At 62.8% G+C, this 24219-nt stretch carries 17 protein-coding genes; 9 read left to right on the forward strand and 8 right to left on the reverse strand.

Annotated features, from left to right (window positions below; translation table 11 throughout):
- Nucleotides 1-361: 361 nt before the first annotated feature.
- Together recQ and RCO24_RS12910 are read left to right on the forward strand one after the other, a co-directional pair.
- Nucleotides 362-2551 carry a DNA helicase RecQ gene (recQ, locus tag RCO24_RS12905; protein ID WP_308962641.1) on the forward strand — a complete coding sequence of 730 codons (2190 nt, stop codon included), beginning with the start codon at nucleotides 362-364 and terminating at the stop codon, nucleotides 2549-2551.
- 116 nt (nucleotides 2552-2667) lie between these two features.
- The gene (locus tag RCO24_RS12910; RefSeq protein ID WP_308962642.1) at nucleotides 2668-4302 is read left to right on the forward strand and encodes a peptide chain release factor 3; all 1635 of its coding nucleotides are present in this window, start codon (nucleotides 2668-2670) and stop codon (nucleotides 4300-4302) included.
- A gap of 69 nt (nucleotides 4303-4371) precedes the next feature.
- Here RCO24_RS12910 and RCO24_RS12915 read toward each other — a convergent pair whose 3' ends face one another.
- From RCO24_RS12915 to RCO24_RS12925, 3 genes are all read right to left on the reverse strand, one after another.
- Complete coding sequence (locus RCO24_RS12915; protein ID WP_308962643.1) at nucleotides 4372-6285, reverse strand: hypothetical protein; 1914 nt, start codon at nucleotides 6283-6285, stop codon at nucleotides 4372-4374.
- Nucleotides 6286-6621: 336 nt separating this feature from the next.
- Nucleotides 6622-7731 (reverse strand): hypothetical protein, encoded by a 1110-nt coding sequence (locus tag RCO24_RS12920; RefSeq protein ID WP_308962644.1) that lies wholly within the window; start codon nucleotides 7729-7731, stop codon nucleotides 6622-6624.
- A gap of 8 nt (nucleotides 7732-7739) precedes the next feature.
- Nucleotides 7740-9113: an amino acid permease gene (locus tag RCO24_RS12925; protein WP_308962645.1), complete on the reverse strand. Its 1374-nt coding sequence runs from the start codon at nucleotides 9111-9113 to the stop codon at nucleotides 7740-7742.
- Between the two features lie 373 nt (nucleotides 9114-9486).
- Between RCO24_RS12925 and RCO24_RS12930 the strand changes: the two genes are divergently transcribed.
- Nucleotides 9487-10470, forward strand: coding sequence for an alpha/beta hydrolase (locus RCO24_RS12930; protein ID WP_308962647.1), 984 nt, complete (start codon nucleotides 9487-9489; stop codon nucleotides 10468-10470).
- Between the two features lie 204 nt (nucleotides 10471-10674).
- Nucleotides 10675-12045, forward strand: coding sequence for a methyl-accepting chemotaxis protein (locus RCO24_RS12935; protein WP_308962808.1), 1371 nt, complete (start codon nucleotides 10675-10677; stop codon nucleotides 12043-12045).
- Between the two features lie 91 nt (nucleotides 12046-12136).
- Here the strand turns inward: RCO24_RS12935 and RCO24_RS12940 are convergent, their stop codons facing one another.
- From RCO24_RS12940 to RCO24_RS12960, 5 genes are all read right to left on the reverse strand, one after another.
- Nucleotides 12137-13411 (reverse strand): FAD-binding oxidoreductase, encoded by a 1275-nt coding sequence (locus RCO24_RS12940; RefSeq protein ID WP_308962648.1) that lies wholly within the window; start codon nucleotides 13409-13411, stop codon nucleotides 12137-12139.
- Nucleotides 13412-13636: 225 nt separating this feature from the next.
- A complete protein-coding gene (locus tag RCO24_RS12945; RefSeq protein ID WP_308962650.1) occupies nucleotides 13637-14458 on the reverse strand; it encodes an ABC transporter permease subunit in 822 nt (273 codons plus the stop codon).
- Nucleotides 14458-15333, reverse strand: coding sequence for an ABC transporter permease subunit (locus RCO24_RS12950; RefSeq protein WP_308962651.1), 876 nt, complete (start codon nucleotides 15331-15333; stop codon nucleotides 14458-14460). Before RCO24_RS12950 ends, RCO24_RS12945 begins: the two co-directional genes overlap by 1 nt.
- Before the next feature lie 15 nt (nucleotides 15334-15348).
- Entirely contained in the window at nucleotides 15349-16554 is a 1206-nt protein-coding gene (locus tag RCO24_RS12955) for an ABC transporter ATP-binding protein (protein WP_308962652.1), read from the reverse strand.
- A gap of 99 nt (nucleotides 16555-16653) precedes the next feature.
- The gene (locus RCO24_RS12960; protein WP_374990960.1) at nucleotides 16654-17757 is read right to left on the reverse strand and encodes a polyamine ABC transporter substrate-binding protein; all 1104 of its coding nucleotides are present in this window, start codon (nucleotides 17755-17757) and stop codon (nucleotides 16654-16656) included.
- 238 nt (nucleotides 17758-17995) lie between these two features.
- Between RCO24_RS12960 and RCO24_RS12965 the strand changes: the two genes are divergently transcribed.
- The 5 genes from RCO24_RS12965 to RCO24_RS12985 all read left to right on the forward strand — a co-directional run bounded on the left by RCO24_RS12965 (nucleotide 17996) and on the right by RCO24_RS12985 (nucleotide 24128).
- Complete coding sequence (locus RCO24_RS12965) at nucleotides 17996-18742, forward strand: GntR family transcriptional regulator (protein ID WP_308962653.1); 747 nt, start codon at nucleotides 17996-17998, stop codon at nucleotides 18740-18742.
- A gap of 197 nt (nucleotides 18743-18939) precedes the next feature.
- The gene (locus RCO24_RS12970; RefSeq protein WP_308962654.1) at nucleotides 18940-20343 is read left to right on the forward strand and encodes a glutamine synthetase family protein; all 1404 of its coding nucleotides are present in this window, start codon (nucleotides 18940-18942) and stop codon (nucleotides 20341-20343) included.
- Nucleotides 20344-20638: 295 nt separating this feature from the next.
- Complete coding sequence (locus RCO24_RS12975; protein WP_308962655.1) at nucleotides 20639-22045, forward strand: aspartate aminotransferase family protein; 1407 nt, start codon at nucleotides 20639-20641, stop codon at nucleotides 22043-22045.
- Complete coding sequence (locus RCO24_RS12980) at nucleotides 22042-22782, forward strand: gamma-glutamyl-gamma-aminobutyrate hydrolase family protein (protein WP_308962656.1); 741 nt, start codon at nucleotides 22042-22044, stop codon at nucleotides 22780-22782. Before RCO24_RS12975 ends, RCO24_RS12980 begins: the two co-directional genes overlap by 4 nt.
- Nucleotides 22779-24128: a glutamine synthetase family protein gene (locus tag RCO24_RS12985; protein ID WP_308962657.1), complete on the forward strand. Its 1350-nt coding sequence runs from the start codon at nucleotides 22779-22781 to the stop codon at nucleotides 24126-24128. The genes RCO24_RS12980 and RCO24_RS12985 overlap by 4 nt, the downstream gene beginning before the upstream one ends.
- Nucleotides 24129-24219 lie beyond the last annotated feature (91 nt).

Raw genomic sequence — 24219 nt, forward strand, 5'->3', positions numbered from 1 at the left:
GCCGGGGAAAATCGTAACGGATTGTTGCGCCACAGCAACCCGAACACGGGTCCATCGCCAATTTTCGGGAATTCATTCCCGGAATCGCGAGGACGCCAGGAGCCCTGCGGCCGTATTCGGCATATTCGGGCCACCCCCCTCCGAGCGAATGGCGCCACGGAGGGCGGGGTGAAATGAGACCCCTGGCGCCGGCTGAGTTTACGACATCCCATCCCCGCGAAACAGGTCTCGGGCTTGGTGCGCAGAAAGCGCGGGATGAACCCGGTTGCCACGTCGGGCGCTCAAGAGAATCGCGCTAGGTGTTGACGCAGCATCTCGAAACGCGCCGATCCGCCCCGAGGCGACGGCCCAGGGTCCCTTCATGCCGCCTGCCGCCGCGCGGAAATCGTCCATCGCCCCTCTCGCTCCCGCACCGAGCCTCGTCGAGGCCCAGCACGTGCTCGAGGAGGTGTTCGGCTATCCGAATTTCCGCCCCCATCAGGCGGACATCATCGAAACGCTGATTACCGGCGGCGACGTGCTCGCGCTGATGCCGACCGGCGGCGGCAAATCGCTCTGCTACCAGATCCCGGCGCTCGTGCGCCGCGGCACCGGCATTGTCGTCTCGCCGCTCATCGCGCTAATGCAGGATCAGGTGGATGCGCTGAAGGAAGCGGGCGTCAAGGCCGCGTTCCTCAATTCCTCCCAGGATCGCAACCAGCAGGAGGCCATCGAACGCCGGCTTGCCACAGGAGACCTCGATCTCCTCTACGTCGCGCCCGAACGCCTCGTGCAGGACCGCACGTTGCGCCTGATCGAGCGCGCCGAAGTCGCTCTGTTCGCCATCGACGAAGCCCATTGCGTGTCGCAGTGGGGGCACGACTTCCGTCCCGAGTATCGCCAGCTCAAGGTGCTGGCCCAGCGCTTCCCGAACACCCCGCGCATCGCGCTGACCGCCACCGCCGACGACCGCACGCGCGACGAGATCGCGAGCGAGCTCAGCCTGGAGAACGCGCGCCGCTTCGTCGCGAGCTTCGATCGCCCGAACATCCGCTACACCATCGCCGAAATGGGCTCGATGAGCGCCCGTGAGCGGCTGTGGTCGTTCATCGAGACGGAGCACCCGAACGACGCCGGCATCGTCTATTGCCTCTCCCGCAAATCGGTCGAGGAAACGGCGGCGTGGCTCGCGCGCAAGGGGCGCACGGCGCTCGCCTACCATGCCGGCCTCGATGCCGATGTGCGCCGGCAAGCCCAGGAGCGCTTTCTGAAGGAAGACGCGATCGTGATGGTCGCCACCATCGCCTTCGGCATGGGCATCGACAAACCGGACGTCCGCTTCGTCGCGCATCTCAACCTGCCGCGCTCGATGGAAGCCTACTACCAGGAGACGGGCCGCGCCGGCCGCGACGGCGAAGCCGCCAACGCCTGGCTCGCCTACGGCATGCAGGACATCATCCAGCAGACCCAGTGGATCGCGCAAAGCGAAGGCTCGGAGCTGTTCAAGCGCACCCAGCGCCAGAAACTCGACGCCCTCGTCGGCCTTTGCGAAGCAGCCAGCTGCCGCCGCCAGCTCCTGCTCGCCTATTTCAGCGAAACCGGCAGCCAGCCGTGCGGCAACTGCGACAACTGCCTGAACCCGCCGCAAACCGTAGACGGCACCGTGCTTGCGCAAATGGCGTTGTCGACTGTCTATCGCACCGGCCAGCGCTTCGGCGTCGGCTATCTGATCGACGTGCTGCAGGGAAAAGAAAACGAGCGCGCCTGCCGCAACAGCCACGACCGCCTCTCTGTGTGGGGCATCGGCAAGGATACGGAGGCGACGGTCTGGCGCGGGCTCTTCCGCCAGCTCACGGCGTTGGGCTTCCTCGCCTCCGACGACGAAGGCCACGGCACGGTGCAGCTCACCGAAAAGGCTCGCCCGCTCCTGCGCGGCGAAGAGCGCTTCATGCAGCGCATCGCTCCGATAAAGGAGCGCAAGTCGAAATCGAAAAGCGCATCAGCCTCAGCCCAGAAGGTCGACGCCGCCGATCGCCCGCTCTACGACGCACTGAAGGCGTTGCGCCTCCGGCTCGCGACCGAGGCCCAACTGCCGCCTTACGTCATTTGCCACGATACGACCCTCGTCGAGCTGGCGGGCAAACGCCCCGAAGATGACGCAGGCCTGCACGGCATCACCGGCCTCGGCGCCAGCAAGATCAAGCGCTACGGCAAAGCGTTCCTCGAGATCATCGCCTCGTTCAAGCCGAACCCAGCGCTCGACAACCGTCTGTCGTCCACGGTCAACCAGACGCTTGCGTTGCATCTCGCAGGCAAAAGCGCCGACGACATCGCCGCAGTGCGCGGTCTCGATGTCGGCACCATTTACACCCATTTCGCCGAAGCCATCGAAGCCGGTATCCTGGTTGCGGATGCCGTGCTCGACCTCGACCCCGTCGAACTCGACGAGATCCACGCCGCCTTCGAGCGCCACGATACCATCGACAGCGGCAAGCTCGGCCCGGCCCATGCCGCCCTCGAAGGCCGCTTCAGCTACGGCATCCTGAAATGTGTCCTCGCTGAGCTGGCATAGCCTCCCGACGTCCCGCCGCCCGACACTCTGCGACAGGGACGGGAGTCTCGCTTTCTGGCCAATCGATGCTATAGAGCCCGCCAAACCCCATTCTGAGCAGGACTCAGCAGAATAAAATGAGCGAAAACAATACGGCTGAGACGGCAGCAGCCCCGGCGGCCAAGCCAGCCGGCGCGGCGGGACAGCGGTTCGCGGACGAGATCAATCGTCGGCGCACGTTCGCGATCATCTCGCATCCCGACGCCGGCAAGACGACGCTGACCGAAAAGCTGCTGCTGTTCGGCGGCGCGATTCAGCTTGCCGGCCAGGTCAAGGCGAAGAAGGACGGCCGCGCCACGCGATCCGACTGGATGGCGATTGAGAAGGCGCGCGGCATCTCGGTCGCAACTTCGGTTATGACGTTCGAATACGGCGGCGCGGTTTTCAACCTGCTCGACACGCCGGGCCACGAAGACTTCTCCGACGACACCTATCGCACGCTGACCGCCGTCGATAGCGCCATCATGGTGATCGACGCGGCGCGCGGCATCGAGACCCGCACGCGCAAGCTGTTCGAGATCTGTCGCATGCGCGACATCCCGATCGTCACCTTCATCAACAAGCTCGACCGCGAAGCGCGGGAGCCGCTCGACCTGCTCGACGAAATCGAGAAGACGCTCGCACTCGATACCGCGCCCATGGTCTGGCCCATCGGCAAGGGCCGCGACTTCCGCGGCACCTACGACCTCTATCAGCCGCGCGTACGCCGCCTTGACGAAAACTTCGACGGCCAGCCGATCACCGGCCCCGACGATCCGCTTTTCGCCGAGCTATTGGAAGAAGACGCCTACCAGCGCTGGCGCGAGGAAATCGATCTGGTCGCGGCAGCTTGCGGAAAGTTCGACCTGGAGAAATTCCAGCACGGCGCGCTGACGCCGGTGTTCTTCGGCTCCGCCCTCAAGAATTTCGGCGTCCGCGACGTGCTCGACGCGCTCAAGACGTATGCGCCGCCGCCGCGCACCCAGCACGCCGCCACGCGCGAAATCCAGGCGACGGAACCGGCCATGACCGGGATCATCTTCAAGATCCAGGCGAACATGGACCCCAACCATCGCGACCGCATCGCCTTCATGCGCGTCTGCTCGGGCAAGCTCTCGCGCGGCATGAAGGTGAAGCACGTGCGCTCGGGCAAGATCATGGCGCTCTCGGCGCCGCAATTCTTCTTCGCCCAGGATCGCTCGATCGCCGAGGAAGCCTTCGCCGGCGACGTCGTCGGCATTCCGAACCGCGGCACGTTGCGCATCGGCGATGCGCTGACAGAAGGCGAGGACATCACCTTCCTCGGCATTCCGAGCTTTGCCCCCGAGATCCTGCGCCGTATCCGCCTCGAGGACGCCATCAAGGCCAAGAAGCTCAAGGATGCCATGCGCGAGATGGCCGAGGAAGGCGTCGTGCAGGTGTTCAGCCCGGTCGACGGCACCCAGCCCATCGTCGGCGTGATCGGCGCGCTGCAGCTCGATGTGTTGGCCGACCGCCTGACGCACGAATACGGCCTCAAGACCGATTTCGATCCAGCCCCTTGCGACGCGGTCCGCTGGATCCGCTCGAAGGACCCGGCGGCCCTCAAGAAATTCATCGAGCAGAACCGCTCGTCAGTCGCCACCGACCTCGACGGCGACTACGTCTATCTGCCGAGCTCGATCTTCACGCTCAACTACAACGCCGGCAAAAATCCCGAGGTCGAGTTCCTCGAGATCAAGGCATCGTCCTGAGCAGGGCGTCATCCTGAGCGACGCAGGAACGCGGCCTGTTGGTAGAGCCGCGTTCCCACTCCGATCCGATCAAGACGGCAACGACGAAATCGCCGGCGTTTCTCCAATCACGAGCCCAGTCGTGGGATCCACCTTCTTGCCGAGCTCCGAGAGCCAGAGCGCCGTGCGGTCGAAATCGCCGTCGCGCTTGAACTCTTCCGTCGGCATGAACCCGTCGGACTGAGAAATGGCTTGCACGATGATCTTTCGGAACTCGTGCGCATCGAAATACGACGTGTGCACCAGCTCCTTCCACGAGAGATAGTTGGAGATCAGCCCGGATTTGGTGTCCTCACCCTCCGCGAACGCGAGCGTGCTGATGGCATTGCGGAACTTGGCGATCGATTGCGCGGCCATGGTGTTCGAGTGCGCCGAGATCAGATCCGAGATCTCGATCGGAAGCATGAATGTCACGGGCTCGAGCCAGGTCGGCCCATAGTCCGCGCCGACGACGATCTCGCCCTCGGTATCGTTGCCGAATGTCGAGCGTCGGACTTCCGAAAGCGTCAGATAGTTGAGCACGCGGCTCAGCCACCCGCTGACGTGGGACGCGATGTACTGGATGATCGCAAGAACGCCGAGCGCGATGGCGGCAAACACCAGCGGCACCAGCACGACCGGAGCGAACAACCGCAGGATGCCGCCGACGGCACCGCCGAAAGCGTCATCATCGACGACCGAGGCCGAAAGCTCGTCCGTCACCACATGGAACAGCAGCTTGCTGTTCAGCGCATAGTCGTGTCCCAAACCGCATAGACGGTTCTGCTCGCAAGGCTGCGGCGGACGGCCTCCACGCTGCAGGAAGCGCCGCTTGAAGCGCTGCGCGCGCTCCACGTTGGAGAATTCCGGGAAGGATTGCTCGAGTTGCTGGCGCTTCGCGAACAGCTCTCTACGCAATTCGTCCGCCCGCTTTCGCGCTTCCTCCGCCGAAGCAGGCTCCAACCCGCCACGCTCGGCTTGCTCGCGCGCGTCGCGCATGCGTCGGCCCAAGTTTCTGAGTTCATCGCGCGCCTGCGTCGCGGAGCTGTCCTCTCTCGCGAACGCCTGTACGTCGTAAACCCGCGTCTGTAGAAAATCCGAGATCGCGAGCATGAACGTTGGCGAGGTCACGACGAACAGATAAAGCAGAGGCAACGCGATGACCGACGCCTTCGTCAGAGTCGAGGTGGCGAAATCCGGGGCGAAGAAATGCAGTTTCACGTTCGGAAGAACGCGAAGTCCCTGCACCGCCTCGTCGTCCTTGTGGCAAAGCGGCAGCCACTTGTCCTGATAGTACTGCTTCGCGCGCTCGACTGAACCCGCACTGTATCCCATCAACTCCCGGTTATCGAGAAACCGGAACACGAGATAGAAGAACACGATCGGCAGCGTCATCATCACGCCGGAGAACAGGATCGCCGTGTAGTAGCGCTCGTTGCGGAAATGCTGCGCATCGTCGAGCGCCTCGGCGCCGACGTAGAACAAAAACATCATGAACAGCATGAACGACGCGACGAACATCACCTTACGCGTGAGCGTAAGGCGCGTGAACAGGAAGCGCTCCTTGCGCATACCGACGAAGGGCGTGCCGACCGTGATCCACTTCCTGAGATGCGTAAGCGGCCGTTTCCTGGCAACGCTCTCGATCAGCGCCGACGCGATCACCGATCCGCCGTGGCTGTGCCCCACGACGCAATAGGGCTCCTCCTGCGCGTCGAGCTGGCGCAGCACATGGAGAAGGTCGGTTCCCGCCTTGCGCCGGTCGAGTTCGCTGTTGGCCGAGCTCCAGCTGAAAGGAATGAAATAGAGAGGCCCTTCGGCGCCGCTCGCGAAGGCCTTGAGGTCGGCGTCGAACGCGCTCCCCTCTTGCCACCATTGCGGCTCACTCTGCTCGCCGATGTTGAGAGCGTCTGCCGTCCCTGCCGTATGCGCGAACGTCCCGTGTACAGTGACGACGGTGGCCACATCAACCTCCCCTACGCGACGAGCCCCGACCGTTCGAGATGCGCCCCGGCTAGGCACGCACCGAACACTGGATCAGGCCCTCGAAACCATTATGAACCCACCCGTCCTCGAGCTTTGAAATCCGGCGGGCGGCGGCAATTGGAACGAAACCCCACGGCGAAATCGGGCGATACGGTACAATGTGGACTGAAGCTAGGCAAAACCCTTCGTCCGGCGGCGGAGCAAGAAATATTCCTGGATCTTCGCCGCCCCCGCCCGCCGTCGTCACGTCCGGGATGACCTTAGACCATGATCGCTTCGGACCTTATCGGTCCGAAGCGTGAATCATCGGTCTCGTCAATGCGCTGCATCGGCCTTGAGTTCTCCTGATCGGATCGCCAACAGCAGGTTGGACTCGTTCGGCCGCCAGCGATAGCCGATGCCGAAATCCAACGGCTGTGCCCGTCCCTTGGCAAACAGATCCCGCATCTTCGGCTGGTAGGCCTTGGGAAAAATCCCGAGCGGCTGAACATAGCGGCCGTACGGCGCGAGACGCCAATCCTTCTCGTCGAGGAAGCGAAGCGGCACGCCGGAATCGTCCTGAACCAGTGTTGCCGTGTTCTCGACGAGGAAGCTGCGGACGAGCGAGAAGTTGTCCGAATGCATGAGATAGGAGGCACTCTTGACGAAGCTGTCGCCCTGGCCAAGCCCCTTGCAGAAGGTCAGGAACCCGCTGGTCTTGATGCCGCCGTCAGAAAGATCGGTGTTGAAATAGTAGAGCGTCTGCTCGGGGCCGCCGTTGGACGAGAACAAGATCTTGGCGCCCGGGCTCGATCCTTTCGCGATTTCGCCCGCGAGCGGCGTTACCGTGCCGTCCGGATTGAGCGAAACGAGCGTCGTCTCACGGATGGTTTTGCCCGACCGCGCGAGGAACGTGTAGAGGATCGGCAGCGTGCCGGTGAGGCGTCCGTCGCGCAGCTCCGTTTTCATCTTCTTGGTGATGAAGAAGCTGAACGAAAGAACCGAGTTGAGCGAATTCTGGAGCCCGCGAAGCTCATGTCCGAGCGCCTTAGGCGAAAGTGGCGCGAGATCCGGCACCTGCCCGACCGGCTCGAGACCCGAAAGCACATAGGTCGAAGCGCCGTGGAAGAAAGCGTCCGCATAGAGGAAGTCGGGACCGCTGAACATGTAGAACAGCACCGGCTTGCGGGCCGGCACGTTCTTGGTGGACCAGGTGCGGATCTTCGTCAGCTGCCGTTCGTCGAGCTGCGCCCACGCCTTGTCGAAATACTTGGCATGAGACTGCCACGACGCTTCCTTGGTGAAGGTCTCGAGCGGAGATCCAGCTGCGGGTGAAAGCCCCGCCAGCACGCGCGCCGTATCGTCGGCCGTAGCCGGACCTTGCGCGGAAGCCGCAACCGGCACGAGCAGCAACAGAGCTGCGAAAAGAGCCGCAAAACATTTCATATGACTTTTCATCCCTTCATCGCGCGTTGCAGCGCCTGCGATTTGCTACCTTCGCGCCGCGACCAGACGAACAGCAGCAAGCCCGACGCCATCAGCGCGAGGCTTGCCAACGATTGCAATGGACGCTCCGAGAACAGGTAATACATCATGAACCCCGTGACGCCGAGAAACACGAACGGCGTCAGCGGATAGCCCCAAACTTTATAGGGTCGCGAGAGATTGGGCTGTGTTACGCGCAGAACAACGACACCGAGCACCGCCAGGAACGAGCACAGCGTCAAGCTGAACTGAATGAACTCCAACACGGTCTCGAAGCTCTGGGTCAGAAGCAGCACGGTCACGGCGCTGATCTGCAGAAGCATCGCCGTCGTCGGCACGCCCTTCTTCGAGAGCTGCGAAAAGACGCCGAGCAGCGGGAAGTCCTCGCCCATCGCCACAGTCACGCGCGGGCCGATCCACATCATCGCGCTGATCGCCGAGACGAGGCCGACGCAGATCAGCGCCGCCACCACGCGTCCGCCCGCTTCGCCGAAGATGTGCGCGCCCGCGATTTGGGCGACGTTGAGCTGCCCCACCATCGCCGCCACCGGCGTCGTGTAAAGAAACACCGCATTGAGCAGGACATAGAGCGCGATGACGATCAACGTCGCGACCAGCATCGCAATAGGCAGGCTCCGCTCCGGATCGCGCACGTCGCCCGCGATATAGGTCGCGGCATTCCAGCCCGAATAGGAGTACATGACGAACACGAGGCTCACTGCGAATGGCGCGCTCAGGATATGCGCCAGGTCTCCGGGCTGCGGCAGGAACGAGATCGGCTGCGGATCGGCGATCGCGAACCCCGCGACGACAAATACCGTAATCAGCGCGACCTTGATGAACGTCGCGACGTTCTGGAACGTGGTGCTGAGCTTGACCCCGGACAGCAGCACGAGCGTCACCGCCCAGGCAACGGCAAGTCCGACGAGCAGCGGCGGCGCACCCGGCACAACACCTGCGAAGTATTCCCCGAACGCCATCGCGGCCAGCGCGACCGGCGCTGCAAACCCAACCGTGGCCGAGATCCACCCGGCCATGAAGCCGAGCGCCGGGTGATAGATGCGCGATAAGAAGTTGTATTCGCCGCCCGAGCGGGGAAACGCCACCGCGAGTTCCGCATAGGCGAGCGCTCCGGAGAGAGCGGCCAATCCCCCGATGACCCACAGCATGAGGATCGCGAAGCCCGACGGGATGGCACCCAACTGAAAGCCGAGGCTCGTGAACACGCCGATGCCGATCATATCGGCGACCGCGATCGCGGTGGCTGTCGTAACCGAAACCGTTCTCTTGTGCGGCGCGGCCAGACCTTCGGCCGGCGGAGAAACGGGAGCAGACGATGTCATGAGGAAACCCGGGACATGAAAGGGTTATCCACCCTAGGAGTGCGGGCACGGATCAACAAGGCGAAGGGCAAAATGAGCTAAACGAGTTGCAGAATTGCACCTCCCACCCGGCCCGGGCGCCACAATCCGTCTCCCCGATGTCGACATGATTGGCCGCTATCGCCTTGGAAAGCCCGCTGAGCCCAGATAGCTGAGCCGAGAAAACAGGCATCAAGCATCGTGAAACCATTCCGGGCTTAGGGTTGTTTTTTTGTTCACCATGGCCGAGCCCACTCCTGGGAAGGCCCACCGAACAGGATCAACGTCGGATAAGCGCGTGATGAGGCCCTGGGCCAGATCATATCGGAGGGGAGTTTCAGCCGCGCTTGCCGCCGTGGCGCTGAGCACGCTCGCGACCGGCCTTGCCTCGGCCGAAGCCCGCTCCGCCCGCGCCGGGGCGCAAGCCATGGTTCCCGAGCCTCATCAGGTCCAGTCCCGCTCCGCCCCCTTGAAGCGAACCAAAACCAGCCTCGTCCCCTTCCAGACCGCACCCTTCCCCTACAACGGCAATGTACCCGGCACCGGCAAGCCGTTCTTCGAGGTCGCCGAGGATGGCCGGCGCGTTCATGTTACCCCCTATGGCCGCCACTACTGGGAGGACGAGACCTACAACGACAATCGCGTGCTCCTGCATATTCCGAAGGGCTTCGACATCCGTCGCCCGTCGATCATGATCGTGTTCTTCCATGGCCATGGCGCCACCCTCGAGCGCGATGTCGTACGCCGGCAGCAGGTCGCCGACCAGATCACGCGGTCCGGCGCCAACGCCGTGCTGATTGCCCCGCAGTTTGCCGTCGATGCCGCGGATTCGAGCGCGGGACGCTTCTGGGAACCGGGCGCCTTCGGGCGCTTCATGGGCGAGGCAGCCGAAGCCCTTGCCAAGCTGCACGGCGATCCCAAGAGCGTCCGCAGCTTCGCATCGAGCCCGGTCATTTTCGTCGCCTATAGCGGCGGCTACCTCGCGGCGGCTTCGTGTGCCGTCAACGGCGGCCTCAAGAAGCGGCTGCGCGGCGTGGTACTGCTCGACGCGCTTTATGGCGAGCTTGGCAAGTTCACCTCGTGGATCGAGAACGATCGCTCGGCCTTCTTCGTCAGCGCTTATCTTGGCTCGACGCGCGAGAAGAACTCCGAGCTGGCCGGCATCCTGACCGCTCGCGACATCGACTATGCAACCGAGCTGGACCGCCCCCTTCACCAGGGCGACGTCGCGTTTCTTTCTGGCGGAGAGAATGTCTCGCATCGCAGCTTCGTCACCCAGGCCTGGGTCGACAATCCGATCGAGAACCTCCTGCGCAAGCTGCCGGCTTATCGAAAATAGGCGCAAAATTGCTGCGCCATATCAGACATTAATAGTCCGCGATCAAACAAAATACAGTTGTCTCCATCTCAGTTAAGCGGCCTTTAACGGCTGCTGACTAAAGTCCAGGTACGGTGTTCAAAGAATCGTCCTTCCAACTCGCGCTCGGTTTCCTGGGCGCGAAAATGGTCGACAGCGCCTGCCAAGGAGAAGCCCGTGTTTGCAATGCGCCGCCCCGGCGAGCCCCAAAATTCACAAGCCGCCCTGTCACCGAACGCCTCCGCCGCTTCGGAGAAGCATCTCGTCGAAGCCCTGGAAGCGCTGATCCGCAGCAAGCTCGCTTCGAACGTTGCAATCGATGGCGCTGTCGGCAACGCTCTGACACGCCTCGTGCATCTCGTGAAATCGGCAAACACCAACCAGCTGCTGCTGGCCAACGACCTTGGCAAGGAAGCCTGCGAGGCCGCGATCAACATCGGCTGGCTGTCCCACGATTTCGGCGAGGTCGCCCAGTCGACCGTTTCCATTTCGAGCGCCGTCGAGGAGATGGCCGCTTCCATCGCCGAGCTGTCGACCGTATCGGCCGCGAGCGCGACCCAGACTGAAAACGCCCGCGATACGATGCGCAGCTGCATCAACGATGCCCGCGCTGCCGTCGACGCCATGACCAACATTCAGGGCCAGTCGAGCAAGATCGGCGAACAGGTCTCGGTTCTGCAAAGCGCCGTTGATCAGATCGGCGAGATGGCGACGAGCATCGACTCGATCGCGCGCCAGACCAACCTCCTCGCCCTCAACGCCACCATCGAAGCCGCCCGTGCAGGTGAAGCCGGACGCGGCTTTGCCGTGGTCGCCGCCGAGGTCAAGACTCTCTCCGTCGAAACCGGCAAGGCCACCCAGGAAATTCGCTCGCGCGTCGAGGCCCTGACTCGCGAAATGCGCGAGATCCGCCACGCCGTCGCCGACAGCCTGAAGTCGGTCAGCTCCGGCAGCGCCGTCGTCACCCAGGTCGGCACCATCATCGAAAACATGGGCGACGAAGTCGCCGAGGTCGCCGAGCGCATTCGCGGCCTCTCCAACGTGCTCGAACAGCAGCGCGCTGCCACCACCGAAATTACCCAGAACGTCGTCCGCATCTCCGAGAAGGCCACCAAGAGCAAGGACGAAGTCCAGAAGATCGGCAAGCGCCTCGAGGATTGCGAAGGCACGCTCCGCAAGGCCTTCGACAACGTCGAGCTTCCGGTTCGCTGCCCCGCGCTCATCCGCGTCGGCGCTGAGGCCATCTCGTGGAAGCGCCAGCTCGCCCAGATCCTGCTAGGCGCACTTCCGACCCCGTCCACCGCGCCTCAGCTCCCCCAAGCCGGCGTCATGGTCGAAGCCGACGAGCTCTGCAAGGCGACCGGCAGCGGCTCCGCACTCGCAGCCGACCTCTCGCAGGCCCTCTCCACGGCGCAGACCCAGGCCACGAAAATGGTCGACGAAGTTCGCAACCGCAATTGGGGCGCCGCGACGCCGGCTTACGTGGCCTGCGACGAAGCCATCGTCAAAGCCCACCAGGCGATCGCGCGCCTGCTCGAAAAGGCCGCCACGCTCTAGACCCTGGGAACCGGCTAAACAAATTAGAGGCGCGCTTCACCGGGAAGCGCGCCTCTTTCGTTTGGCGGCACGAGCAAACTCTGACGAGCGGCTAAAGCAGGTCTCGAAGGCGGTAGTACAGCATACCCAGCGCCAGCATCTGATTACCGAGAAACTGCCCGATCGGCAGACGCACATGGCGGATACGCTCGAACAGATCGAGCCTCTCCATCGTGCCTGAGATGGCATCCGCCACGATCTGCCCCGCGATATGCGTCGCGTTGACCCCGTGCCCGCAATAGCCCTGCATAAAGTAGACGTTCGGCTCGAGCCGGCCGATGGCAGGAACCCGCGAGATCACGATATCGATCTTGCCGCCCCAGGCGAAATCGAGCGCGACGTCGGCGAGTTGCGGAAACACCTCGACCATGCGCGGGCGCAGCGTCTCGCGGATATCGCTTGGATCGCGATTGGAATAGTTGCAGCGCCCGCCGAACAGCAGGCGCCGGTCCGCAGACAAGCGGAAATAATCGAGCACGACATTGCTGTCGGCGATCGCGAGGTCTTGCGGGTTGATCGCCTTCGCGAGGTCTTCCGGCAACGGCTCGGTCGCAACGATGTAGCTGCCGGTCGGAAACGCGATCCCATGCAGCAGACCGCGCTGGAACGCCGGATCCATGTATCCGCCGAGCACGATCGAAGCGGCTTCGACCCGCCCTTCCGCCGTCTCGACGAAGGGCTTGGCGCCGCCGCCGAACGCCGTGACGGGCGACTCCTCGAAAATCCTGACACCAAGCCCCGCGGCCGCGCGGGCTTCCCCGACGCACAGATTGAGCGGATGCAGGTGCCCACTGCGCCGATCCACCATCGCGCCGTGATAGATCTTCGCGCCGATCACCTCGCCCATCCGATCGGCTTCGACGACCTCGAGATAATCCCCATCGCCCGCCGCACGGCGTTCCTCGACATAAGCCTTGAGGCCGTCCATGTGACGCGGACGCGCCGCCACTTCCGCCCAGCCATGCTTGAGATCGCAGGAGATCTGATACCGGCGAATACGGTCCTCGATGATGTCGTGTCCGAGATAGCGGATATCCGCGAGCATCTTCCGCCCGGCCTCGCCAAGCTGGCTCTCGATGCGATGCTCGCCGCTGATGCCTCCGATCATCTGCCCGCCGTTGCGCCCTGAGGCACCCCAGCCCACGCGTAGCGCTTCGACAACCACCACCTGATAGCCGCGCTCGGCCAAGCTCAGCGCCGTCGAGATCCCGGAAAAGCCGCCGCCGACGACGCAGACGTCGGCCTTGTGCGTACCTTTCAGCGTCGGGTAACACGCGCCGTCATTCGCCGTGGCGGCATAGTAGGAATTGATATGGGTGGCTGCCATGAAGCCTGTCTAGGATGTTTCGGTGACGGTTGGAACACTCTCACCAGCTTGCACGACGGCGCATCCCCCAACCGGGGAAAGAAGGAATAACAACGCGCCCCGCTTGTCCTCTCCCTTGGGGAGCGGGAACGGATTGCCCGATTGATCACGCGAAGCGTGGCTCGGATCGATCAATCGTGCCCGAGCAAGGGCGCGTCGCAGACCTCGGCGCCTTCTCGTTCCGAGCTATTTGGCGCCTGCGTCGACGGCTTTCAACTCCCGCTCCTGCCGCTGGCTTGCGCGTTTGGTCGAATACGAGGCGACCAGCACGCCGATCGTCACGAGACCGATCATGATCGTCGAGATGGCATTGATCTCCGGCGTCACGCCGAGCCGAACCTGGCTGTAGATCTTCATCGGCAGCGTGGTCGCGCCCGGTCCCGTCGCGAAGCTCGCGATCACGAGATCGTCGAGCGACAGCGTGAACGAGAGCAGCCACGCCGAGATCACCGACGGCGCGATGATCGGCAGCGTGACTTCCATGAACGTCTTCACGGGCGTGGCCCCGAGGTCCATCGCCGCTTCCTCGACCGACTTGTCGAAATCGTAGAGCCGCGCCTGCACCACCACCGCTGCAAAGCACATCGAGAACGTCGCGTGCGCGATGACGACGGTCCAGAATCCGCGGTCCATGTTGAGCGCAACGAACAGGAGCAGCATCGAGAGGCCGGTGATTACCTCCGGCATCACGAGCGGGGCAAAGATGAGCCCCGAGAACAGCGTACGGCCCCGGAACCGGCCCATCCGCACCAGCACCACAGCCGCCAGCGTCCCGAGAATGGTCGCGAGCGTCGATGAGACGATCGCGACCCTGAGCGTCACCCACGCCGCATTCAGGATGCCCTCGTTTTCGAGAAGGCTGCCGTACCACTTGGTCGACCAGCCGCCCCACACCGTGACGAGCTTCGACTCGTTGAAGCTGTAGATCACGAGCAGCAGGATCGGGATGTAAAGAAACGCGAACCCCAGCGCGATGGACGTTGCGTTGAACCAGCTGAACCGTCTCATCACGCGGCCTCCCGCTGTTTTTCCTGGTTTCGCTGGAACAGTACGATCGGCACCACCAGCACCAGGAGCAGCACCACCGCCACAGCCGACGACACCGGCCAATCGCGGTTGGAAAAGAATTCACCCCACAGCGTCTTGCCGATCATCAGCGTCTCCGATCCGCCGAGCAGATCCGGAATGACGAACTCACCGGTCGCCGGAATGAAAACGAGGAAACAACCCGCGATGACGCCTGGCAGCGAAAGCGGGAACGTCACCTGCCAGAACGATTTCCACGGCGGCGAGCCGAGATCGGCGGCCGCCTCCAGCAGCGACGGATTGATCTTCTCGAGGCTCGCGTAGAGCGGCAGGATCATGAACGGAAGGTACGAATACACGATGCCGATATAGACTGCCGTCGTCGTATTCATGATGGTCAGCGGCTCGCTGATCACGCCGAGGTTCATCAGGAACAGGTTGAGCAGCCCTTCTTTCTTGAGGATGCCGATCCACGCATAGACGCGGATCAGGAACGAGGTCCAGAACGGCAGGATCACCAGCATGACGAGCGTGGGCTGCCACTCCTTGGGTGCCCGCGCCATGCCGTAGGCGATCGGATAAGCGACGAGCAGCGTGAGCAGCGTCGAGATCGCGGCGATCTTGATCGCCGAGAAATACGCATTCACGTAGAGGGAGTCACTGAAGATGAACGCATAATTCTCGAAATCGAGCTGAGAGAGAAACCCTCTGATATCGGTGATGTCGAACGTCGGCGTATACGGCGGAATCGCCGTTGCGATATCCGACAGCGAGATCTTGAAAACAATGAAGAACGGAACGAGGAAAAAGACCACGAGCCACAGGTAGGGCACCGAAATCAGCAGCCAGCGACGCATGCGACCCTCCCTGACCTAGCGTGTCACGACGATGCCGGTTTCCGGCGGCCACTCGAGCCAGACGTTGTCTTCCCAGCTGATCGGCCGTTCGACGGTGCGCGCCGAGTTGGCGCGGAGCGCTTTCACCCGCTGCCCGTTGCCGAGCTCGACGTGATAGTGCGAGATCGACCCCAGGTACCCGACATCCACCACCTTGCCGGGCACGGCATTGCTGGCATCCGACGGCTTCTCGAAGGCGATGCGGATCTTCTCGGGGCGGAGCGTGAGCCACACTTGCTGGTCCCCAGTACAGCCCTCCGGCGCCAGCGACTTGAAGCGCGCGAGCCCCGGCCCCCAATCGATCTCCGCGAAGTTACCGTCCACCTTGACGACCTTGCCCTCGAACAGGTTCACGTCGCCGATGAAGTTCGCCACATAGCGCGAATTCGGCGCTTCGTAGATATCGCCGGGCGTTGCGACCTGCCTGAACTCGCCGTGATCCATGACCGCGATGCGGGACGACACCGTCATCGCCTCTTCCTGGTCGTGGGTAACGATGATGAACGTGGTCCCGGTGGTTTCCTGAATGCGCATCAGCTCGAACTGGGCTTGCTGACGCAAGCGCTTGTCGAGTGCACCCAGCGGCTCGTCGAGAAGAACGATGCGCGGCTTCTTCGCGATCGCGCGGGCGAGCGCAACGCGCTGCTGCTGTCCGCCCGAAAGCTGATGCGGTTTGCGTTTGGCGAAACGATTGAGCTCGAGCATCGTCATGGCTTCCTCGACGCGCTTCTCGATCAGCGGCTTCGCCATCGCATCCTGCTTCAGGCCGTAGCCGATGTTCTGCTCGACCGTCATGTGCGGAAACAACGCGTACGACTGGAACATCATGTTGACGGGGCGCTCGTACGGAGCCAGGTCGGTGATGTCCTGACCGCCCACGATGATGCGACCGCTCGTCGGCTTCTCGAAGCCCGCAAGCATCCGGAGCAGCGTGGTCTTTCCGCAACCCGAGGGCCCGAGCAGCGCGAAGAACTCGCGTTCGTAGATGTCGAGCGTGCAGTCCTTGACGGCGACGAAATCGCCGAACCGCTTCACCACGTTCTGGAAGCGCACGATGGGCTCGCGCGAGGGATCTTTCCAGGGCGCAAAGCCCGATTGAGGTGCCGGCGTTCGGACCGGAGACTTCTGGCCCGGTCCCGATGTGGCGGTTTGCGACGAGCCCAACACGGCAGCCTCACTCATGATGAAAATCCTTCAACATCCCTCCGGCGAGGCAAACCGGCGCCAACTGCAGCCTCTGAAAGAAAACCGCGCCCGAGAGGCTCGGGCGCGGTTTGTTTTCTATTGTCCGGTAACGACCTTGGTCCAGATGCGCGTCACGACCCTTTGCGTTTTCGCATCGTAGGGTTTCTTGACGAACAGCCGCTTCAGCGTTTCATCGTCCGGGAAGATCGACGTGTCGCTCTTGATCTCCTCGTTGATGAAGGCTTGCGAAGCGAGGTTTCCGTTGGCGTAATTGACGTAGTTCGACGCCTTGGCGATCACCTCGGGCTTCAGGATGTAGTTGAGGAAGGCGTGCGCTTCCTCGACATGCTTCGCGTCCGCCGGAATGGCCATCTGGTCGAACCACATCTGCGCGCCTTCCTTCGGGATGTGATAGCCGACCTCGACGCCGTTCTTGGCTTCTTCTGCGCGATCGCGCGCCTGCAGGATGTCGCCCGAATAGCCGACCGCGATGCAGATATCGCCGTTGGCGAGTGCGTTGATGAATTCCGAAGAGTGGAACTTCTGGATGTTTGGACGGACCGACTGGAGCAGCGCGCCCGCCTTCTCGAGATCCTTGGGATCGCTGCTGTTCGGATCGAGACCGAGATAGAGCAGCGCGATCGGAAGGATGTCGTCGGCCGCGTCGAGCAGGAAGATACCGCAATCCTTGAACTTGGAGACTATCTCAGGCTTGAAGATCAGGTCCCACGAGTTTACCGGCGCATCCTTCAGGCGCTCTTCGATCTTGGCCTTGTTGTAGCCAATGCCCGTGGTGCCCCACATGTAGTTGATTGAGTAGTCGTTGCCGGGATCGTAGAGCGCTGTGCGCTCCTGGATGAGCGGCCAGGTGTTCTTGAGATTCGGAAGCTTCGACTTGTCGAGCTTCTGGAAAACGCCCGCCGAGATCTGGCGCGCCAGGAACGGCCCCGTCGGCACCACGACGTCGTATCCGCTGCCACCGGCGAGCAGCTTGGTCTCGAGCAGCTCGTTGCTATCGAACACGTCGTAGATGGGCTTGATCCCGGTTTCCTTTTCGAAATCCTTGAGAACCTCCTCGTCGATGTAGTCCGACCAGTTATAGATACGTACCTCTTTCGCAGAAGCCACGCCGGAAACGAGCGACGCAACCAGTGCAATCGAGCCCGCAATCGGCGAGCGAAAACTTCTGAGAGTGATCATCAGCGACCTCCAAGGGAGCCTACACGCGGCGGGGCGAAGGCGCGAGCCTCCACGTCCCAGCCACCGGCTTGAACCTCCCCATTGTGATCACATTAATGGCGCGCTACAAGTATTTCGTTCAAACAAATGCATTCGGCGCACATAACGGCGTGCCTCTGCCTGCATCGAAAGCTGAGTGCCCAAGGTTGAGGCAGAGTTTGTTCGGCAAACGAAAAAGTGTGAGGTGACGACGAGGTCTATGTCCCAGCGCCACACGACAGATCGCACCAAGAGAACGCTTGTTCGCACTCGCGTCAAAGCCGAACAGCTGCTGCCTGTCGAGACGGGCGACATTGGCGTTACCACACACGAAAACGTGTACAGAGGTTTACGTGACCGCATTCTCTTCGGCGGTTTTCTCCCCGGCAGCGCCGTCACCCTGAGGGGCTTGGCCGAAACCATGGGCGTAAGTCCCATGCCCATTCGCGAAGCGGTGCGCCGGCTCATCGCGGAACGCGCCTTGAAGCTGCAGGACAACCGACGCGTCCTGGTCCCCCCAATGACCAAAGAAGCGTTCGAACAAATTGTTTTTACGCGAAAAACACTGGAACCCGAGCTTGCCGCGCGCGCATTGGACAACATCAGCGACGCCGACATCCGCGCCATCAAGACCATCGATCAGACCGTCGATCGCGCCATGGGCGTGGGCGATGTGCAGGCCTACATGCGCGGCAATTACCGCTTCCATTTCGCCATCTACCAGCGGGCGCACGCCGATATCCTCATTGCACTCGTTGAGAGCATCTGGCTCCAGTTCGGTCCCTTCATGCGCATGGCTTACGGACGTATTGGCACCTCGCTGCTGGAGGATCATCACCAGGCCGCCATCGCCGCCATCGAGCATCGCGACCGGAAGGCCCTGAAGGCGGCCATCACAGCCGACATCGTCCAGGGCATGAATTTCATCGGCGAAGCCGTCCTGAAGCGCCCCGACCTAAAGACTTGAACTCCAAGGCTGCTTGCCGCAACCAGCATGATATGCTCGCGCCGCCGCTTGAGTTTGCGTCCTTTTTGTGATCACATTATCATCGACTGATACCCGGGCCACCCAGCGGCGAGCCCATGGCAAGGCGGCGCACCTTCTGCGTCTCCCCGCCGGTGTGCACCCGACTGCGTGAAGTGGCCGTCTGACCAAGGTGATTTATGTCTGCCGATAACGGAACGATTGGCTCCTCTTCCGAAACCTTCACGGTCGGAACGGAACCCGAGAACCTACGGGCCTGGCTGAGCCATCACCGCATCGAGGAGGTCGATTGTGCGGTGCCCGATATCGCGGGCGTCGCGCGCGGCAAGACCATGCCAGCCGAAAAATTCGCCCAGCTCGGCGCCGTCCACCTGCCCATCTCGATCTTCCACCAGACCATTACCGGCGACTACGTCGGCTTCGAGGAGGGCGCCCAACAGATCCTCTACGCCGAAAGCGACCTCATCATGGTGCCGGATCTCTCTACGATCCGCCCCGCCCCTTGGGCTTCGAGCCCGACGGCGCAGGTCATTCACGACGCCAGATGGCAGAACGGCGACCCGGTCGAGATCTCCCCGCGTAACGTCCTGAAGCGCGTCGTCGATCTCTATCGGCAGGAGGGCTGGAAACCGGTCGTCGCGCCCGAGCTTGAATTCTATCTGACCAAGACCAACCCGGATCCGGACTACCCGCTCGAGCCGCCGATGGGCCGCTCCGGACGCCCCGGCGCGGGCCGCCAGGCCTACAGCCTCGGCGCCGTCGACGAGTATGACAAGATCGTCGACGACATCTATGATTTCGCCGAACGCCAGTATCTCAAGATCGACACCATCATTCAGGAAGGCGGCGCCGCCCAGCTCGAGATCAACCTCGTGCATGGCGATCCCGTCGATCTCGCCGATCAGATCTTCCTGTTCAAGCGCACCATCCGCGAAGCTGCCTTCACGCACAATTGCTACGCGACCTTCATGGCCAAGCCCCTCGCCAACGAGCCCGGCAGCGCCATGCACATCCATCAAAGCATCGTCGACACGAAAACCGGGCGCAATATTTTCACCAACGACGCCGGCGGCCCGACCGAGCTGTTCTATAACTTCCTGGCCGGTCAGCAGACCTACCTACCCCCCGCCATGTGCATCCTCGCGCCCTACGTCAACTCGTACCGCCGCCTCGTGCCGAACGGCGCCGCGCCGATCAACGTCGAATGGGGCCAGGACAACCGCTCGGCAGGCTTACGCGTGCCGATCTCGCCCGACAGCGCTCGCCGCGTCGAGAACCGCCTCGCCGGCGCCGATTCCAACCCGTATCTCGCTCTTGCCGTCAGCCTCGCCTGCGGCTACCTCGGCATGAAGAAGGGCCTGAAGCCGCGGGATGCAGTGATCGGAAACGCTTATCGCAATTCCCATCAGCTCCCCCGCGGTTTGCTCGAGGCCTTGACCGAATTCGAGGACTCGACCGACCTGCACGACATCCTCAACAAGCGCTTCTGCCAGGTTTATCTGGAGCTCAAGCGCAGCGAGTTCGAGGAATTCATGCGCGTCATCAGTCCCTGGGAGCGCGAGCATCTCTTGCTCAGCGTTTGATCGGACGCAACCGCCGAAGCAAGAGCCCGTTGAGGACAAAGGAATTGGAAAGCGTAACGCCAGCCATCGGCAAAGCCTCGAAAACGCGGAAGACGGAGCTTCTCGAACTCTGCGCGCGCATCGGCTTTACGCCGCCATTGCCGGTCTGAGCCGCTGCCGCCGCAAGGTGGCAATCCGAAGACGCACAAGGAAACAAGTGCTCGCTAAAGCCAGTGTCCCCGGCAAGCCGGAGCCGGCTTTCAAGCGAGACGCATCACCGATTAAGGCCCCCGCTCACGCTGGAGGAACATCCCCCATGTCCCAGACCGACAAATCCCCCACCAAATTGAAGAATAGCACCACCGAGCTGCGGGATCTCGACGCTCTCCATCATCTGCATCCCTTCACCAACCATGCGTCGCTCCGCGGCAGCGGCGCGCGCGTCATCGTCAAGGGCGAGGGGTCCTACATCTGGGACAGCGAAGGTCATCGCATCCTCGACGGCATGGCAGGCCTATGGACCACGAACATCGGCTACGGCCGTGTCGAACTGGCCGACGCCGCTCGCGATCAGATGATCGAGCTGCCGTTCTACAATACCTTCTTCAAGACCACGCACCCGCCCGTCATCGCGCTCTCGCAGAAGCTGGCCGAGATCACCCCGCCCCACATCAATCAGGTGTTCTACGGCTCGTCCGGCTCTGAATCGAACGACACCGCCATTCGCCTGATCCGCCACTATTGGACGCTCAAGGGCGAGCCGAAGCGGCGCATCATCATCTCACGCCGCCAAGCCTACCACGGCTCGACCATCGCCGCCGGCTCCATGGGCGGCATGTCCCACGTCCACCAGCACAGCTATCCGGTCTACGAGGGCTTCCGCCACATCATCGACCCGTACTGGTACGGCGAAGGCAAGGACGGAGAGACGCCGGAAGAATTCGGCCTCCGCGCCGCCCAGGCGCTCGAAGACGAGATCCTGGCGGTTGGCCCCGAGAATGTCGCCGCGTTCGCAGGCGAGCCGGTGCAAGGCGCCGGCGGCGTCAAGATTGCGCCCGCCACCTATTGGCCCGCGGTCCAGAAGATCATCGACAAGTACGGCATCCTGTTCCTGGCCGACGAGGTCATCACCGGCTTCGGCCGCGTCGGGACCTGGTTCGCGTCGGATTACTACGGCCTCAAGCCGAACCTGATCACCTTCGCCAAGGCTGCCACCTCGGGCTATATCCCGCTCTCCGGCCTTCTGATCGACGATCTCATCGTCGAAGCGTTGATGGGCCACAACGACGACTTCAACCACGGCTACACCTTCTCGGGCCATCCCGTGGCGTGTGCGGTGGCGCTGAAGAACCTCGAGATCATGGAGCGCGAGAAGCTTGTCCCGCGCGTAAAGGACTATGCCGGCCCCGCCCTCGCCAAAGTGCTCTCCAAGTTCAAAGATCATCCGCTTGTGGGCGAAGTCCGCTCGGTCGGCATGCTCGGCGCCATCGAGCTCGTCGCCGACAAGCGCACACGGCGCCGCTTCGACAACCCCGGCCGCGTCGGTCTCATCTGCCGCGACCACTTCTTCCGCGAAGGCTTCATCATGCGCGCCGTTTTCGACACCATGGTCTGCGCCCCACCCCTCATTTGGGGCGACCAAGAGTTCGCGGAGGCCGAGCGCATCATCGGCAAGTGCCTCGATCTGACGCTCGCTGACGTCGCCGGAGAACTCGCTGCATGAGCCGGCCTATCGTCATTATCCCCGCCGACACCAAAGTCATCGAAACCATGACCTTCGATGCGGTGGGTAGAAAATACTCGTCGGCGGTCGCCGAGGTCGCGGAATGTCAGCCGCTGCTCGCTCCTCTGGGGCCGAGCATGCTCGACATGGGCGCACTCCTCGATATCGCCGACGGCATCCTGCTTTCGGGCAGCATCTCGAACGTCCACCCGAGCCTCTATGGGTTGGACGAGCCGCCGCTCAACGAAAGCGCCCTCGATCATCAGCGCGATGCGCTGACGCTGCCGCTCGTTCGCGAAGCGCTCAATCGCAAGCTGCCGCTGTTTGCCATCTGCCGCGGCTTCCAGGAAGTGAACGTCGCCCTCGGTGGCACGCTCGATCAGGCGGTGCATACCGTTGACGGCCGCCACGATCACCGCGAGCGCTCCGACGTCCCGATCGACGACCGCTTCGGCCCCGCCCATCCGATCAGGCTCTCTGGCACCTTGAAGAACTGGATCGGCGAAGACGAGATCATCGTGAACTCGCTCCACTGGCAGGGCATCCAGCGTCTCGCCCCGCCCCTGACCGCCGAAGCCCACGCCAAGGACGGACTGATCGAAGCCGTCCGCGGCCCGAACGAGCATCCCTTCTTTCTCGGCGTCCAATGGCATCCCGAATTCCAGGCGCGAAACAACCCCGCATCCGTCGAGCTGTTTCGCCGCTTCGGCGACGCCGTCAAAGGTTCCTCTAAATGACCAACACGTTCCTTACCGTCGACGAGGCAAAAGCGTTCCTCGCCACCCACCCGTCCGTGCAGTGGATCGATGCATTCGTGCTCGACATGAACGGGCATCCGCGCGGCAAACGTTTGCGCCGCGACGATCTTCCGGGCATCGCCAAGGGCGGCATGATGATGCCGGGCTCCGTATTCATCATGGACCCGCGCGGCAACTGCATCGCCGAGACCGGCCGCTTGTGGGAGACCGGAGACCCCGACTATAACTTCCGCATTCTCGCCGGAACGCTGGGTCCTGTTTCGGTTGACGGCGGCCGTTTCGCGCAGTGCGTCATCGTCCCCGAAAAGGACGATCCGCTCGATCCGCGCTTCGTGCTGGCCACCCAGCAGGCGCGCCTCAAGGCGTCCGGCTACACGCCCGTCGCCGCCGTCGAGCTCGAGTTCTACGTGACGAAGCCGGGCCCCAACGGAGAGTTCACGCTCGACATCCCCCCCGGCGTCTCGCGTGAGACCGACATCCCGCTGACCTTCCAGTTCGACGACATGGACGCGCTGCAAGCGTTCAACGACGACATCTACCGCATCGCCGAAGCCCAGGGACTTCCCGTCGATGCCCTGACGCAGGAAAGCGGTCCGTCCCAGTTCGAGATCAACCTCAAGCATTGCGACGACGCGGTGAAGGCCGCGCTCGACGGTCTGCTTCTGAAGCGCGCCGTGAAGGCCGCCGCCCGCGCTCATGGCCTCGTCGCCACGTTCATGGCCAAGCCCCACCACGACTGGGCAGGGTCGGGCATGCACATTCACATGAGCATCGTCGACAAGGCAGGCGCCAACGTGTTCGCCGGCAAGCCGATCTCGCCGTTGTTCCGCAACGTGCTCGGCGGCCTCAAGGACACCATGGCGGATTTCATGGCCGTCTGGGCCCAGTCCGCGAACGCCTATCGGCGCTACGTACCCGAATCCTACGTCTCGATGGCCGCCCACTGGGGCTTCAACAATCGCACCGTCGCGCTGCGCATTCCCGACCAGGGCGGGCCCGCCACCCGCGTCGAGCACCGCGTTGCAGGGGCCGACGCCAATCCCTATTTGGTGATTGCGGCGATCCTTGCGGGCGCGGCGCACGGTATCGCCGGCAAGATCGACCCCGGCCCAGAGGTCAACGGCAACAGCGAGAAGCTCCAAACAACGCCGCTGCCGACGACCTGGACCGAAGCGCTGAAGCAGTTCGAGCAGTCGGCTGTGGTCCGCGAAGCGTTCGGCGCCGATTTCCAGCACGTGTTCACGCGCCTCAAGGAAACCGAGCGCGCGAACTTCGAACGCATTGTTACCTCGCTCGACCACCTCTGGTACGCTCATGTTGCATGAGGCACGCCCATGACCTCGACGGAGTGCTTCCGGAAAAGTGGAACCCGGTTTTCCGATAAGAAGCACGACAACAAAACAAGCGAGGGTGCCG

The sequence above is a fragment of the Hyphomicrobium sp. LHD-15 genome (assembly GCF_031157355.1).
Taxonomy (GTDB): Bacteria; Pseudomonadota; Alphaproteobacteria; order Rhizobiales; family Hyphomicrobiaceae; genus Hyphomicrobium_C.

Bases quoted from the DNA above. Each gene is read 5' to 3' on its own strand.
- RCO24_RS12960 (WP_374990960.1), bottom strand. From the start codon at position 17,757: ATGATCACTCTCAGAAGTTTTCGCTCGCCGATTGCGGGCTCGATTGCA.
- RCO24_RS12920 (WP_308962644.1), bottom strand. From the start codon at position 7,731: ATGAAATGTTTTGCGGCTCTTTTCGCAGCTCTGTTGCTGCTCGTGCCG.
- RCO24_RS12935 (WP_308962808.1), top strand. From the start codon at position 10,675: ATGCGCCGCCCCGGCGAGCCCCAAAATTCACAAGCCGCCCTGTCACCG.
- RCO24_RS12950 (WP_308962651.1), bottom strand. From the start codon at position 15,333: ATGCGTCGCTGGCTGCTGATTTCGGTGCCCTACCTGTGGCTCGTGGTC.
- RCO24_RS12985 (WP_308962657.1), top strand. From the start codon at position 22,779: ATGACCAACACGTTCCTTACCGTCGACGAGGCAAAAGCGTTCCTCGCC.
- recQ (WP_308962641.1), top strand. From the start codon at position 362: ATGCCGCCTGCCGCCGCGCGGAAATCGTCCATCGCCCCTCTCGCTCCC.
- RCO24_RS12910 (WP_308962642.1), top strand. From the start codon at position 2,668: ATGAGCGAAAACAATACGGCTGAGACGGCAGCAGCCCCGGCGGCCAAG.
- RCO24_RS12945 (WP_308962650.1), bottom strand. From the start codon at position 14,458: ATGAGACGGTTCAGCTGGTTCAACGCAACGTCCATCGCGCTGGGGTTC.
- RCO24_RS12970 (WP_308962654.1), top strand. From the start codon at position 18,940: ATGTCTGCCGATAACGGAACGATTGGCTCCTCTTCCGAAACCTTCACG.
- RCO24_RS12975 (WP_308962655.1), top strand. From the start codon at position 20,639: ATGTCCCAGACCGACAAATCCCCCACCAAATTGAAGAATAGCACCACC.
- RCO24_RS12940 (WP_308962648.1), bottom strand. From the start codon at position 13,411: ATGGCAGCCACCCATATCAATTCCTACTATGCCGCCACGGCGAATGAC.
- RCO24_RS12925 (WP_308962645.1), bottom strand. From the start codon at position 9,113: ATGACATCGTCTGCTCCCGTTTCTCCGCCGGCCGAAGGTCTGGCCGCG.
- RCO24_RS12955 (WP_308962652.1), bottom strand. From the start codon at position 16,554: ATGAGTGAGGCTGCCGTGTTGGGCTCGTCGCAAACCGCCACATCGGGA.
- RCO24_RS12965 (WP_308962653.1), top strand. From the start codon at position 17,996: ATGTCCCAGCGCCACACGACAGATCGCACCAAGAGAACGCTTGTTCGC.
- RCO24_RS12980 (WP_308962656.1), top strand. From the start codon at position 22,042: ATGAGCCGGCCTATCGTCATTATCCCCGCCGACACCAAAGTCATCGAA.